Genomic DNA, 15133 nt, shown 5'->3' with positions numbered 1-15133 from the left:
TTTTTAGCCTCCAATTCTCTCAATGTTTAACAACATACATTTAGACTCTGGCGTATTAGAGCTAGGATCGCCCGAACGTACGGTTAAGTTATTCGCAAAGTAACCTTTTTTCGCACCGGTAGTTGCTGCAAAGCCCCAGTGAATCGGAATACCGATAGTATGGATTGGCTTGCCATCTGATACTAATGAACGAATACGTTTCGTTACTACTGCAACTGCTTTAATTTCGCCGCGTTTAGACCAAACACGTACTTTATCGCCGTTTTTAATGCCTCTTTCTTCAGCTAATTTCTCGCCGATTTCAACAAATTGCTCCGGTTGAGCGATTACGTTGATCAACGCATTCTTCGTCCAGTAGTGGAAGTGTTCCGTTAAGCGGTAAGTTGTGCCTACATAAGGGAACTCATCACTTGTACCTAAATCCGCTTTATCCGTTGGTAAAATGCGAGCAACCGGACTGTAAATTACATTAGGGTGTAACGGGTTAGTACCGATCGGGGTTTCTAACGGCTCATAGTGTTCTGGGAACGCACCATCAATCATGCGTTCACGTACGAACAAGCCTGATACACCTTCTGGTTGCATAATAAATGGCATTGTTGGTGCATTTGGTGGTGCTGTACCGAAGTCAGCCACATCAATGTAGTTCCAGTTTTTACCGTTCCATTTCACTAATTGGCGTTTCGGATTCCAAGGCTTACCACTTAAATCCGCTGATGCACGGTTATAAAGAATACGGCGGTTCGCCGGCCACGCAAATGCCCAACCTAAAGTGTTACCCAAGCCTGATGGGTCTGAGTTATCACGGTTAGCCATTTGGTTACCTTTTTGTGTCCATTGACCAGTGTAGATCCAGCACGCACCTGAGGTTGTACCGTCATCACGCATTTGACCGAAACTTGATAGTAATTCGCCTTGTTTTACTAGGATATTACCATCAGCATCTTTTACATCGGCTAAAGCATAACCATTGTTTTCCTTCGCGATTTCTTCTGCTTTTGGCTCTAGTGGATTTGCATAATTCCAAGTCATTGCTTCTAATGGCTCTAGCGGAGCTTTACCACCTTCTTTATGGTAAAGATGGATTAACTCAGCACGAATTTCAGATAAGATATCAATATCCGGTTTTGCTTCGTGTGGAGCATCAGCCGCTTTCCAGTGCCATTGTAACCAACGACCTGAGTTTGCAATTGAACCATCTTCTTCTGCGAAACAAGTTGTTGGTAAACGGAATACTTCCGTTTGGATTTCTGCAGAATTTACATTATTGAACTCACCGTGATTTTTCCAGAACTCTGAAGTATCAGTTACAAGCGGGTCAAAAATGACTAAATATTTCAAATTGCTTAATGCTTTAATAATTTTTTGCGAGTTCGGGTAAGAAGCAATCGGGTTCATACCTTGACAGAAGTAACCGTTGATTTTACCTTCATACATCTGTTCAATGAAACGGAAGTGGTCGATACCACCTTTTTGTAGTTTCGGCAGATAGTGGAAACCAAACTCGTTTTCCGCAGTTGCTTTATCGCCATAGAACGATTTCATCATACTGATGAAGAACTTCGGTGTATTTGCCCAATAGTTGGTTTGACCTGCACCCATTGTTTTTGGCGTAATACGCGTTAAGAATGCTTCTAATGAAACATCTGTTTCGCTTGGTAATGGTAAGTACGCTGGAAGACGTGCAGGGAATAAACCTAAGTCGGTAATACCTTGTACATTTGAGTGTCCACGTAACGCATTTACACCACCGCCTGCAACACCGATGTTACCGCACAGTAACTGGATAATTGCCATTGAGCGAATGTTTTGTGCACCAACGGTGTGTTGAGTCCAACCTAACGCATAAAGGAAAGTTGCAGCTTTATCCGGTGCAGAGGTTTTTGCAATCTCTTCACAGAAAATCAAGAAGTCTTTTTGTGGCGTACCTGTAATACGTTCAACCATTTCAGGCGTATAGCGAGAAACGTGTTCACGTAACATATTTAGTACACAGCGAGGATCTTGAAGAGTCATATCCCGTTTCGGATTGCCTTCTTCATCCATTTGATATGCCCAAGTCGATCTATCTTTATAAGTACGGGTTGCCTCATCATAGCCGGTGAATAAACCGTCTTCAAATTTAAAGCCTTCGTGTACTAAGAAAGTCGCATTGGTATAGTGTTTAACATATTCGTGCTGAATTTTATCGTTTTTCAGCAAATAGTTTACTGCACCTAATAAGAAGGCAATATCCGTACCCGGACGGATTGGCATATAGATGTCAGAAACTGCAGCACTACGGTTAAAGCGTGGATCTACCACCATTAACTTAGCACCGTTTTGTTTTTTCGCTTCAATTGCCCAGCGGAAACCGACAGGGTGAGCTTCAGCGGCATTACCGCCCATTACGATAACGAGATCAGCGTTCTTAATATCAACCCAGTGGTTGGTCATCGCACCGCGACCAAATGATGGAGCAAGACTTGCTACCGTTGGTCCGTGTCAGATACTCGCTTGGTTGTCGGTAAATACCATACCGAGAGAACGAATCCATTTTTGCGTGATGATACCTGTTTCGTTACTACACGCAGAACCTGCCAAGAAACCGGCGGTTAGCCAGTGATTAACTGGTGTACCTTCTGCATTTTTTTCGATGAAGTTTGCATCACGGTCATCTTTAATATGGCGGGAAATTCGTTCAACAGCTTCGTGCCAAGAAATACGTTTCCATTCACTTGAACCCGGTTCACGCACCTCAGGGTAATGCACACGGCGATCACTATTTACATAGTCTAATGCACCAGCACCTTTCGGACATAGTGCCCCACGGCTTACAGGATGGTCAGAGTCGCCTTCAATATGAATAAGCTTCCCTTTGCTATTCATTGCTTCGCCGCCTAAGCTGTACATAATCATTCCACAGCCTACAGCACAGTAAGTACAGGTTTGGCGAGTTTCTTTTGCTCTTAAGAGCTTATACTCGCGAGGGGCTGCTAATGCCGCTGTTGGAGCAAAGCCCAACATTGCAGCAGAAGTACCCGCCATACCACCTGCACAGACCTTAAAGAACTTACGTCTTGAGATCTGCATAATCACTCCAAAATCACATAATGTAGTAAATAAAAGTAAAGTTGATCAAAAAATTAAGTTAATAAATTGATCGAAGAGGTGTATCATTTTCCTCCTAATAAAAGGAAATGAATATACTCTTTTGTCGGTAAATAGGTTAAATATCAAATGAATTTGATTTAAACCAAATTTAAGTGCCGATATGATACAACTTTTTAACAAAATAAACTACTTTTTAAACATAGAAGAGATGAATATTGTGAATAAGATCACAAAAATAGATGCCAAAAAATTATTATTCTCAACAACTGAGCTAAAACAACAAGCTAGCGAGGATAATTTGATTTCAGAAGTGCCTGTTGCACTGGTTTATAACGGCATTTCTCATACGGTGATGATGACAACGCCTTCCGATTTAGACGATTTCGCACTCGGTTTTTCCTTAGCAGAAGGGATTTTAAACTCGCCTCAAGAGTTATACGGGTTAGATATTATTGAGCAAGAAAATGGTGTAGAGATTCAGCTCGAAATTTCTACCCGACAATTTGTACAACTGAAAGATAAACGCCGCTCAATGGCTGGCAGAACAGGCTGTGGAATTTGCGGTGTAGAACAATTGGAGCAAATTAATCAAAGTTGCAAAATTGTTAAAAAAAATAACCGCTTGCAAGCTGTTAATCCGCTTATTTTAGAAAGTTGTTTAGCACAGTTGGAAAATGCACAAACATTATCGCAAGAAACAGGTGCAAGCCACGCCGCCGCTTTTTTTAGTGTTGATGGCGAATTGTTGGCTATTCGGGAAGATGTCGGGAGGCACGTTGCACTAGATAAACTGATTGGCTGGTATGCTAAAGCAGGCTTTCCAAACGGTTTTGTGTTTGTTACCAGTCGAGCAAGTTTTGAAATGGTGCAAAAATGTTTGGCGGTAGGCATTGAAATGCTGTGTGCGATTTCTGCTACCACCGAAATGGCGGTGAAGATGGCACGAGAAAACCAATTCACCTTATTAGCTTTTGCTCGTAAGGGCAAAGCTACAATTTATGCGGGGGCGGAGAGACTATCTCTTGATTAAAAATGGACATTGCCATACTTCTTGCCGATAAAATAGTGCAGCTCACTTTAATGGTGTTTTTGGGCTATTTCAGTGTGAAAAGCAAATTATTGAAATCGGAGCAGAGCCTACCTTTCTCAATTATCGGGCTATATATTATCAGCCCGGCGGTGCTGATTATGGCATTTCAGGTGGATTATTCCGAAAAAACGCTCAGTGGCTTGTCTCTGGCGTTTGTGTTAGCCTTTCTTTTTAACGGTTTACTCGTCTTTTTAGGCTGGATTTTTAAAAAACTGTTTAAGTTAGATAATATTGAACAAGCTACTTCCATTTATTCCAACTCAGGCAATTTAATTATTCCGATTGTTGCCTCACTTTTTGGGGCAGAGTGGGTGATTTATTCGACTGCCTTTATTGTGGTGCAAAGCATACTGTTTTGGTCGCACCTCAGAATGCTGATTTGTGGAAAGGGTAGTGTACCGATTAGAAAGATCCTGCTTAATATTAATATTCTTGCGATTGTTGTGGGAATGGCGATGTTTTTCTTCCACATCAAATTACCTTCAACGCTCGCCGGCACATTGTCTTCGTTAGGGCAGATGATAGGACCGCTTTCTATGCTAGTCGCTGGAATGCTGATTGCCTCCATTCCGTTTAAAAAAATCATTACCGACAAGCGGGTGTATTTAGTGTCTTTTTTACGCCTGATTTTAATTCCGCTGATTTTGCTTATCACCATTAAATTGATAGGATTTGAGCAATGGGTAGAAAACGGCAAAATCATTGTGATGATCTGTTTTTTGGCTACCATCAGCCCCTCTGCCGCTACAGCAACCCAAATGGCAGTGGCTTATGGGCAAGATGCTAAGAAGGCGAGTGCGATTTATGGTGTAACCACGCTATTGTGTGTGTTTACAATGCCAATTATTATTTGGCTCTATCAAATTACTTAAGTACCAATAAGCAACAAGCGGTTGAATTTTTTCTATAATTTGCAATTTTTCGAAAAAATTTGACCGCTTGTATAGCGACTAAATTAAGCTACAGTTACAGATTCAATCACCACATCTTCTTTTGGCACATCTTGGTGGAAGCCTTTATTGCCGGTTTTCACGCCTTTGATTTTATCTACCACGTCCATACCTTCAACCACTTCGCCGAATACTGCATAGCCCCAATCTTGGACTACGGTTTTGCCAAACATCTCTTTTGAACGATAATCTAAGAAAGTATTATCTACCACGTTGATGAAAAATTGTGAGCTTGCTGAATGTGGATCAGAAGTACGTGCCATTGCAAGCGTGCCACGTTTGTTGCTTAAACCGTTGCTTGCTTCGTTTTGGATTGGAGCTTTGGTGGCTTTTTCCGTCATTCCAACCGTCATACCGCCGCCTTGAATCATAAAGCCGTCAATCACACGGTGGAAAATTGTACCGTTGTAAAAGCCTTCTTTGCAGTAATCTTCAAAGTTTTTGGCAGTAATTGGAGCTTTTTCAAAATTTAACTCGATTTTGATGTCGCCAAAGTTAGTGTGTAATGTAATCATTTTGTTTTCCTTAATAAGGTAATAATAAAATACATGGAAGGGGAAAGTGATTTCACCTACACTACTATTATGAAAAAATTTAAAGAAAATTGCAAAGTGAGTTGGGGGGGAAAGTGGAAAAATGTATTTATTGTAGAGAAAATAAAAAAGAATCAGAGTTTTCTTTGGAACATGTTATTCCTCAGTTTTTAGGAGGAGTATTAGTTTCAGATATGCTAAAAACTAGAAAGGTGTGTAAACAATGTAATAATAATCTTGGTTTATTTGTTGATGCATCTTTTGAGAAAGATTGGATTTTTCATAATTATTTGAACCAAGAATTTAGAGATTTTTATGAACCTAATAATTCTAATGGTTTGCCTCTAAGCTACATGGGGATTGACACTTTGATTCCTCCTCACATCGATGTGGGAGATGTTTGTGAAGTTTGGCTTGGTTCGTTAGGTGAAATAGTATATTTAATAAGATCAAATGATGATAGATTGTATTGGTATGCTGGTGGGAATCCGCGTACAGCTAAAACTTTAAGTTCTGTTGCTTACTTCTTTTTTTCTGAAAGAAGCCTTAAAAATCCTAAATTGTCACTAAATACATTTTTATCGGCTTTCAAAGGCAAAAAAGTCAGAAGAATTGTAGGGAGTAAGATTTCAGGAATTGATTTGGTCAGACTAGGATTTAATGAACCTAATGATATAGATAAAGATAGGATTGATTTCTTTTTGGAAAACTTATCCTGTAAAAGACAGTTAAAGTATTCTAAATATATTCATTCAGATAAACGCTTTATAGCTAAGTTAGGAATTGGTTTATTAAATTGTTTATTCCCATATTCTCATTTTCAAAATGATTATTTAGAAGAAATGTACAAAATGTTATGGTACCGTAATGGAGAATGCTTACCTAGATTGAGGGGATGTATAGACGCAGATAAAAATCTTAAAATATTACTTGGTGTTCCTTCAGGAATTACTATTGCAGTTATGCAATCAGGTACTTCAATAGTCATGAGCTTAAATATTGCTCAAAAGTTACATTGGATAATAAAGTGTGCAGGTGTAGAAGAGTTAGATTATAGAGATAGAGCTATTCTAAATAATGGTGGTAGAGTATTTATCATTTATAGAGCACTAGGAGAATACATTGAAATGTCAATGGATGAATTAATACTTCATAAAACAAATTCTTGTTTACATAAAAACTTACAAGAAGTTGAGCTTATTTTAGAACAAAGGAAAGATTATTTTAGAAAATTATAAAAAAATCTCAAAATCAGACCGCTTATTCGCTATACTTAGCCGTATTTTTGAAAAATTGAATCGAATTTTAGCTATGGGGACTTTATGCTCAAAATTTATAACACCCTGAAACGGGAAAAAGAAGAATTTAAACCGATTAACCCTGAACAGGTGGGAATGTATGTTTGTGGAGTGACGGTTTACGATCTTTGCCATTTCGGGCACGGTCGTACTTTCGTTTCTTTTGATGTGATTGCCCGCTATTTACGCTATTTGGGCTATAACTTGCGTTATGTTCGCAACATTACCGATGTGGACGATAAAATCATCAAACGTGCATTAGAAAATAACGAAACTTGCGATGAATTAGTTGAGCGAATGATCGCTGAAATGCACCAAGATTTTGACGATCTCAATATTCTCCGTCCTGATGTAGAACCTCGTGCCACCAAGCATATTCCTGAAATTATTGCGATGGTGGAAAAGCTGATTAAAAACGGTAACGCTTATGTGGCGGCAGATGGCGATGTGATGTTTGATGTAGAATCCTTTAAAAAATACGGTGCGTTATCTCGTCAAAATTTAGAGCAACTGCAAGCCGGCGCAAGGGTTGAAATTAAATCAGTGAAGAAAAGCCCGATGGACTTCGTATTATGGAAAATGTCGAAATCGGGCGAGCCAAGCTGGGAAAGCCCGTGGGGCAACGGTCGCCCGGGTTGGCATATTGAATGTTCGGCAATGAACAGTAAAGAGCTGGGCGAACATTTTGATATTCACGGCGGCGGTTCAGATTTAATGTTTCCGCATCACGAAAACGAAATTGCCCAATCTTGCTGTGCTCACGGCGGCGATTATGTCAATTATTGGCTACACACCGGAATGCTGACGATTGATAAAGAGAAAATGTCAAAATCGCTCGGTAATTTCTTCAGTATTCGCCATATGTTGGGCTTATATGATGCGGAATCGCTACGTTATTTCTTCTTAACTGCCCATTACCGCTCGTTATTAGATTACAGCGTAGAGAACTTGGATTTAGCCCGCTCGGCATTAGAACGCCTATATACCGCTTTGCGTGGTTGTGATGTGTCTGGCGTGGCAACCGCAGGTGAGCAATATGTGGAAGCCTTTAAAACCGCAATGGACGATGATTTCAACACACCGGGAGCATTAGCGGTGTTATTTGAAATTGCCCGTGAAGTGAACAAGCTCAAAACCGAAGATATGGCAAAAGCCAATGCACTTGCGGTGAGATTAAAAGAACTTGCCGGCGTGTTAGGCTTGCTTGAACAAGATCCTGATGCTTTCCTTAAAGGCGATGCGAATGCGGATGAAACCGCAGAAATTGAGGCACTTATCAAGCAACGTAATGAGGCGAAAGCCACTAAAAATTGGGCGGTTGCTGATGAAGTACGGGATAAGCTCAAAGCGATGAATATCGTGCTGGAAGACACTCCAAACGGCACAATTTGGCGTAAGGCGTAATTCGAGTGTTTACAAGCGGTTGGATTTTGCAAAAAATTTGCAAATTCTGACCGCTTGTTTTTTTAGGGAAATACGGTTAAAGCGGTTTTCCGCCTAGCTCAACCGCTTTTGCAAAGGCAGTGCGTTGCTCACAATTGTTTAGCCAACGGGCGGTATTTGGGAAATCGGCTAACGAAAGCTGGCCGATTTTAATTGCTCCTGCAGCGGCGAAATAGAGCTGAATATCTGCCCCTGTTAATTTTTCATCTACCAGCCAATCTTTACCTTGTAGCTGTTTCTCTAACAGTTGCAATCCTTTTTGCACATTACCATCTAGCAACAATTTTTCCGCCCCGGCTTTTACTTGGCGAACGATCGGCTTTGCAAAAAAGGGCGATTTTTCGACCGCTTTCAACAAAATCAATTTCATCACCACCGGTGGCATTAAGCTGCCTTCAGCAAAATGGAGCCAAAATTGGTAATCCCTCCACGCATTAAATGCGGAGCTTGGGCTAAATTGTTGGCGGTTATCATAGAATTTCAAAAGATATTCAATAATCAATGCCGATTCTGCCAAAACCTGTTCACCTTGCGGCAAACTGTCATCCACCAAAATAGGGGCTTTACCCATCGAGTGGATTTGGAGTAATTCACTCGGGGCGAGATTTTGTGCATTGCGGTTATAGGAAATCAGTTGATATTCCAAACCATAAGTTTCTTTTAACTCTTCTAAAAGCCATAAAACCCGAAAAGAGCGGGATTTTTCTAAATGGTGTAATGTAATCATAATTTTCTAAAGCCCTTGTGAATATGGGGTACACTGTCTGTTGCAATATTATACACAGCATTGATACATTCGAGAAAATTTTATGGTTACCTTATATAGCCGTAGGGAAAATCCTATTTTTATGAAAATTAATCATATAAAACCCTAATTTATTTCAGATGCAATCTATAATTTTATGCTTTATGCTTATTTGGAATAAAAAAATCAAGATAGTTGATTGACATAGCAATCTAGACGTCTAAAATAGCGAAGAAATAATTTTAATTAATGTGGATAGAAAAATGATTCAGCTGAAAAATATCAGCAAGCAGTTTGAGGTAAAGGGTAAAAAAATTACCGCTCTTGATAATGTGAATCTGGACGTTCCGAAAGGCACAATTTATGGTGTGATTGGGGCTTCAGGTGCAGGTAAGAGTACCTTAATTCGTTGCGTAAATTTATTAGAACGCCCGACAATGGGGCAAGTAATTGTTGATGGGCAAGATTTAACTGCAATGTCGGATAAAGAGCTGATTTCAGCTCGCCGTAATATTGCGATGATTTTCCAACATTTTAATTTGCTTTCTTCTCAAACCGTGTTCGAGAATGTGGCGTTATCGTTGCGTTTGAGCAATACGCCGAAAGCTGAAGTTGAGAAAAAAGTGAATGAATTATTAGAGTTGGTGGGCTTAACTGATCGTAAAGATGTTTACCCGGCAAATCTTTCCGGCGGTCAAAAACAGCGTGTGGCGATTGCCCGTGCGTTGGCAAGTGATCCGCACGTTCTGCTTTGTGATGAGGCAACCAGTGCGTTAGACCCAGCAACCACTCAATCTATTCTGCAATTATTAAAAGATATCAACAAACGTTTAGGCTTAACTATTTTGTTGATTACTCACGAAATGGAAGTAGTGAAACGTATTTGCGACCGTGTGGCAGTAATTGATAGAGGGCAGTTGATTGAGTCTGGCTCGGTAAGCGAAATTTTCTCAAATCCAAAAACAGAATTGGCTCAGAAATTTATTCAATCAACTTTCCACTTTGAGCTACCGCAAGAATATACCGAGCAACTTTTAAGTTCACCAACCGAAAATAGTCAGCCTATTATTAAATTTGAATTTACCGGTCGTTCTGTTGATGCTCCGTTGCTTTCCACAGCATCGAAAAAATTTGGCATTGATTTCAGTATTTTGATGTCACAAATTGACTATGCAGGCGGTGTGAAATTTGGTTTTGTGATTGCAGAAGTAAGCGGCAATTCAGATGCAATTGCAGAAGCAAAATTTTATTTGATGGATAATAATGTAAAAGTAGAGGTGTTAGGCTATGTGGGCTGATTTTTTAAAAGAGATGACACCACAGATGTGGAGCTTAGTATGGAGTTCTACTTTTGAAACCATCTATATGGGCTTTGTGGCAACCGCATTAGCGGTGGTAATTGGTTTACCCATCGGTTTTTTAGCGTTTTTAACAGGTAAAGGTGAAATTTTAGAAAACCCAAGATTACATCAAATTTTAGATGTGATTATTAATATCGGGCGTTCAATTCCGTTTATTATTTTGTTGATTATTTTACTGCCGTTTACCCGTTTAATTGTGGGGACGACTTTAGGGACAACAGCTGCGATAGTGCCGCTAAGTGTGTCGGCAATTCCGTTTTTTGCTCGCTTAACCTCTAATGCGTTATTGGAAATTCCATCAGGCTTAACTGAAGCAGCAAAATCAATGGGGGCAACCAATTGGCAAGTTGTGAGTAAATTCTATTTGCCGGAATCGTTACCGATTTTAATCAACGGCATTACCTTAACTTTAGTGGCGTTAATCGGTTATTCTGCAATGGCTGGCGCTGTTGGCGGTGGCGGTTTAGGAAACTTGGCAATCAGTTACGGGGAACACCGTAATATGGTTTATGTGAAATGGATTGCAACAATTATTATTGTGGCGATTGTGATGGTAAGCCAGAAATTGGGTGATACTTTAGCAAAACGTTACGATCATCGTTAATTTTATTAAAACAGAGGTTTTTATGAATTTCAAAAAAGTATTAGGCGTAGCATTAGTATCAGCACTCGCATTAACGGCTTGTAAAGAAGAGAAAAAAGCAGAGCCAGCAGCTCAAACTGTGCAGGCAGCGAAAATTAAAGTAGGTGTAATGTCTGGTCCTGAGCATACTGTTGCGGAACGTGCTGCTCAAATTGCAAAAGAAAAATACGGTTTAGAAGTTGAATTTGTATTATTTAACGACTATGCATTACCAAATACGGCAGTAAGCAAAGGCGATTTAGATGCTAACGCATTCCAACACAAGCCGTATTTAGATAAAGACAGCCAATCAAAAGGCTTAAACAACTTGGTAATTGTGGGGAACACTTTCGTTTATCCATTAGCCGGCTATTCTAAAAAAGTGAAAAATGTTGCTGAATTGGCAGATGGTGCTGTGATTGCCGTACCAAATGATCCGTCTAACTTAGCTCGTGCATTAATTTTGCTTGAAAAACAAGGCTTAATTAAGTTAAAAGATAATACTAATTTATTCTCAACGTCAGTAGATATTATTGAGAACCCGAAAAAATTAGAAATTAAAGAAGTGGATACTTCAATTGCTGCAAAAGCATTAGATGACGTAGATTTAGCGGTAGTGAATAACACTTACGCAGGTCAAGTTGGCTTAAATACGCAAGATCACGGTGTGTTTGTAGAATCTAAAGATTCGCCTTATGTAAATATTATCGTAGCACGTCAAGACAACAAAGATGCTGCAAATGTACAAAACTTTATCAAATCTTACCAAACTGAAGAAGTGTACCAAGAAGCACAAAAACACTTCAAAGATGGTGTAGTAAAAGGCTGGTAATTTTCTGTTTTTTTCATATTAGCGATTAATCGCTGAGCTTGATCTCTAAGGTTAATCGCTTTTTATTTTAAAACTCTTATATAGGAAGAACTCAAATGAACTTTAAAAAACTATTAGGCGTAGTGTTAGTATCTGCTTTAGCATTAACCGCCTGTAAAGAAGAAAAAACACAAGCAGCGGCAGAACCTGCAAAAGCGGAGAAACAAGCTCCGTTAAAAGTTGGCGTAATGACCGGTCCTGAAGCACAAATGACGGAAGTTGCAGTGAAAATTGCAAAAGAGAAATACGGTTTAGAAGTGGAATTAGTTCAATTTACTGAATATACACAGCCAAACGCAGCATTACACGCGAAAGATTTAGATGCAAACGCATTCCAAACAGTGCCTTATATGGAACAAGAGATGAAAGATCGTGGCTATAAATTAGCGATCATCGGTAACACTTTAGTATGGCCAATTGCAGCTTACTCGAAAAAAATCAAAAATATTTCTGAGTTAAAAGAGGGGGCTCAAGTTGCGATTCCAAATAACGCAAGTAATACCGCTCGTGCGTTATTATTACTTCAAGCACACGGCTTGTTGAAATTAAAAGATCCGAAAAATGTGTTTGCAACGGAAAATGATATTATTGAAAACCCGAAAAATATCAAAATCGTACAAGCTGACACCGCATTATTAACCCGTATGTTAGACGATGTGGAATTGGCGATCATCAATAACACTTACGCAGGTCAAGCAGGTTTAAGCCCGGATAAAGACGGAGTTATTGTTGAATCAAAAGATTCTCCGTATGTGAATTTAGTGGTGAGTCGTGAAGACAACAAAGATGATCCACGTTTACAAACCTTTGTGAAATCATTCCAAACCGAAGAAGTATTCCAAGAAGCGTTAAAATTATTTAACGGCGGTGTGGTAAAAGGTTGGTAATTTACCCCTATTAAAATGAGTAGTAGTGCGAGCTACTGCTCATTTTTTTAGATGATAAATATTAAAAAAGGAGACATTATGAAATTCAATAAAATTTTAGGTGTAGTTGCAATTTCTGCACTATTTTTGACCGCTTGTAATGATAAAGCGGGGAAGTTAAAAGTTGGCGTGATTTCAGGTCCTGAACACAAAGTAATGGAAGTAGCGGCAAAAATTGCGAAAGAAAAATATAACCGTGATGTGGAGCTGGTAGTATTTACCGATTATGCAACACCAAACGAAGCTTTAAATAAAGGTGATTTAGATTTAAATGCGTTCCAGCACAAACCGTATTTAGATAACCAAATCCAAGAAAAAGGTTATAAATTAGTACCGGTCGGTAATACATTTGTTTACCCGATTGCAGCATATTCTAAGAAAATTAAATCTGTAGAAGAGTTAAAAGATGGTGATACTATTGCGGTGCCAAATGACCCGACTAATTTAGCTCGAGCATTAATTTTATTGGAAAAACAAGGTTTAATTAAATTAAGAGCTGACGCAGGTTTAAAAGCAACTAGTGTTGATATTATTGAAAATCCTCGTAAGTTAGTTATTCAGGAGATTGAAGCACCGCTTTTACCTCGCACTTTAGATGATGTTGCATTTTCAATTATCAATACCACTTATGCCGGTCAAAATGGCTTAACGCCAACAAAAGACGGCTTATTTGTGGAAGATAAAGATTCTCCTTACGTGAATTTAATTGTTGCTCGTGAAGATAATCAAAATTCAGACGCTGTAAAAGATTTTGTGAAGGCTTACCAAACTGAGGAAGTCTATAATAAAGCAAATGAAGAGTTTAAAGGAGCAATGGTGAAAGGTTGGTAACCTTGTATTCCTTAAAAAATAAGGCATAGCGATAAAGCTATGCCTTATTTTTTATTTTGTTGTTGCTTCTGTTGGTGCTGTATTAACGGGAGCTGTTTCTTGAGGTTTTGTTTCTGCTGGTGTTACCTCAGGTTGAGTATCAGGGGCATATTTTGCCTTTAATTCATTCTCCAATTTCTGCCCTTCTTCCGCTAACTGATTAAGTTTAGTCTGAAGTTCACCAAAGGCTTTATGAGCTTCTGGTGTTGGATTTTTCTCCATATTCGCTCCCTCAATAATCATTTGAGTACCTAAAGTGAGCACTTCTAATGTTTTATCTTTAAGTGCTTTTACTTCACTATTCTGAATATTCAGTGCTTCAGCACTTGCTTTAATGCTATCAAGCTGTGTAAGTAAGGTTTTATTCACTGTTTCTTGCATAATCGCAGGATCAGCTTTTTGTTTATCTGTGAGAGCATCAGTTGCTGTTTGAATAGCATCATTCAAGGCTTTTTCTTGACTGTCTTGCCAATCACGGAAGGTTTTATAATCTTCTGCTCCAGTATCTACCGGCTTAACTTCTTCTTTTTTTACCTCAGAGGCTTGTACTTGCTCTGGTTTCTGTTCGGCTGATTGAGTATTAGGCTTTTCACAAGCGGTCAAAAAAATTGCAAATAATGCAGATAAACTAATTTTAGAAAGAGTGTTCATAATCGTCCTTAAGTCCCTAAAAAAAAGCTAGAGCAAAATCTCTAGCTTTCTATATTATACTAATTATTTAGCTGAAAATCTTTTTTCTACTTCAGCACTAATTTTTTGTAACTCAGTATTAACTTCGATTAATGCTTCAGCTTTTTTCTGTGCTGATTGTCTTAGTGCTTCATCCGTTGGATTAGATAGCACTTTTACTTGTTCGTTAAGCACTTCACTTGAAAGTGTTAGAGCAGATTTGCTTTTTTCTTTTAACTCTTTAAGTTGAGCATCAGATACATCAACAGCTTCTAAACTTTTTACGGTATCTTCAACTTTTTTGTTAAATGCAACCAATCCTTCTTGCATTTGAGCAGCATCTTGTGTTGCTAATTTTTGTTGCAATTCAACTTGTGCTGCTTGCATTGATTTCTCTTGTTCTGCATTCCAAGTAGCTAATTTTTGATAGTCTGCTTTTGCTGCTTCGCTTGGAGCGGCAACTGTTGTTTCAGCCGGTTTTGCAGCTTCTGCAGCCGGAGTAGCTGCCGGTGCTGCTTCAGTTGTTTTTGCCGGTTCTGTTGCAGGTGCTTTTTGTGCCGGTTTATCACAAGCGGCTAAAAATAAAGCGACTAAAGCGGTTGCACTGATTTTAGTAATTTTGTTCATTAAAATAATTCCTCAAAAAGATGAAAATAAACCCC

14 protein-coding genes are annotated in these 15133 nt (G+C 39.0%); 9 read left to right on the top strand and 5 right to left on the bottom strand.

All coding sequences use genetic code 11. From position 1 onward, the window contains the following. Positions 1–3 precede the first annotated feature (3 nt). A complete protein-coding gene (gene fdnG / locus ICJ55_RS10245) occupies positions 4–3072 on the bottom strand; it encodes a formate dehydrogenase-N subunit alpha (protein WP_188156710.1) in 3069 nt (1022 codons plus the stop codon). A 238-nt stretch (positions 3073–3310) separates the two neighbouring features. Here fdnG and fdhD point away from each other — a divergent pair, with 238 nt between their 5' ends. Continuing rightward, a complete protein-coding gene (gene fdhD / locus ICJ55_RS10240) occupies positions 3311–4123 on the top strand; it encodes a formate dehydrogenase accessory sulfurtransferase FdhD (protein ID WP_188156709.1) in 813 nt (270 codons plus the stop codon). 2 nt (positions 4124–4125) lie between these two features. Further along, positions 4126–5055: an AEC family transporter gene (locus ICJ55_RS10235; RefSeq protein WP_188156708.1), complete on the top strand. Its 930-nt coding sequence runs from the start codon at positions 4126–4128 to the stop codon at positions 5053–5055. 83 nt (positions 5056–5138) lie between these two features. Here the strand turns inward: ICJ55_RS10235 and ICJ55_RS10230 are convergent, their stop codons facing one another. Next, a complete protein-coding gene (locus ICJ55_RS10230; RefSeq protein ID WP_188156707.1) occupies positions 5139–5648 on the bottom strand; it encodes a peptidylprolyl isomerase in 510 nt (169 codons plus the stop codon). A 113-nt stretch (positions 5649–5761) separates the two neighbouring features. Here ICJ55_RS10230 and ICJ55_RS10225 point away from each other — a divergent pair, with 113 nt between their 5' ends. Continuing rightward, a complete protein-coding gene (locus ICJ55_RS10225) occupies positions 5762–6904 on the top strand; it encodes an HNH endonuclease (RefSeq protein WP_208455129.1) in 1143 nt (380 codons plus the stop codon). Positions 6905–6988: 84 nt separating this feature from the next. Beyond that, complete coding sequence (gene cysS / locus ICJ55_RS10220) at positions 6989–8368, top strand: cysteine--tRNA ligase (RefSeq protein ID WP_188156706.1); 1380 nt, start codon at positions 6989–6991, stop codon at positions 8366–8368. Between the two features lie 76 nt (positions 8369–8444). Here the strand turns inward: cysS and ICJ55_RS10215 are convergent, their stop codons facing one another. Continuing rightward, the gene (locus tag ICJ55_RS10215; protein ID WP_188156705.1) at positions 8445–9134 is read right to left on the bottom strand and encodes a glutathione S-transferase family protein; all 690 of its coding nucleotides are present in this window, start codon (positions 9132–9134) and stop codon (positions 8445–8447) included. Positions 9135–9415: 281 nt separating this feature from the next. Here ICJ55_RS10215 and metN point away from each other — a divergent pair, with 281 nt between their 5' ends. The 5 genes from metN (at position 9416) to metQ (ending at position 13763) form a co-directional block, all read left to right on the top strand. Next, positions 9416–10450, top strand: a complete 1035-nt coding sequence (gene metN, locus ICJ55_RS10210) for a methionine ABC transporter ATP-binding protein MetN (protein ID WP_188156704.1) — start codon at positions 9416–9418, stop codon at positions 10448–10450. Next, a complete protein-coding gene (locus ICJ55_RS10205; RefSeq protein ID WP_188156703.1) occupies positions 10440–11117 on the top strand; it encodes a methionine ABC transporter permease in 678 nt (225 codons plus the stop codon). The genes metN and ICJ55_RS10205 overlap by 11 nt, the downstream gene beginning before the upstream one ends. A gap of 22 nt (positions 11118–11139) precedes the next feature. After that, positions 11140–11967 carry a MetQ/NlpA family lipoprotein gene (locus tag ICJ55_RS10200; RefSeq protein WP_188156702.1) on the top strand — a complete coding sequence of 276 codons (828 nt, stop codon included), beginning with the start codon at positions 11140–11142 and terminating at the stop codon, positions 11965–11967. Between the two features lie 95 nt (positions 11968–12062). Beyond that, positions 12063–12893, top strand: coding sequence for a MetQ/NlpA family ABC transporter substrate-binding protein (locus ICJ55_RS10195; protein WP_188156701.1), 831 nt, complete (start codon positions 12063–12065; stop codon positions 12891–12893). Positions 12894–12971: 78 nt separating this feature from the next. Beyond that, positions 12972–13763: a methionine ABC transporter substrate-binding lipoprotein MetQ gene (gene metQ / locus ICJ55_RS10190; protein ID WP_188156700.1), complete on the top strand. Its 792-nt coding sequence runs from the start codon at positions 12972–12974 to the stop codon at positions 13761–13763. Between the two features lie 51 nt (positions 13764–13814). Here the strand turns inward: metQ and ICJ55_RS10185 are convergent, their stop codons facing one another. Further along, complete coding sequence (locus ICJ55_RS10185) at positions 13815–14453, bottom strand: lipoprotein Hlp (RefSeq protein ID WP_188156699.1); 639 nt, start codon at positions 14451–14453, stop codon at positions 13815–13817. Positions 14454–14516: 63 nt separating this feature from the next. Beyond that, positions 14517–15098, bottom strand: a complete 582-nt coding sequence (locus ICJ55_RS10180; protein WP_188156698.1) for a lipoprotein HlpB — start codon at positions 15096–15098, stop codon at positions 14517–14519. Between the last annotated feature and the right edge of the window lie 35 nt (positions 15099–15133).

Source organism: Mannheimia bovis (genome assembly GCF_014541205.1).
GTDB classification, from domain to species: domain Bacteria; phylum Pseudomonadota; class Gammaproteobacteria; order Enterobacterales; family Pasteurellaceae; genus Mannheimia; species Mannheimia bovis.
Note: the sequence above shows the minus strand (reverse complement) of the source record. Positions and strands in the feature narration are given on the sequence as shown.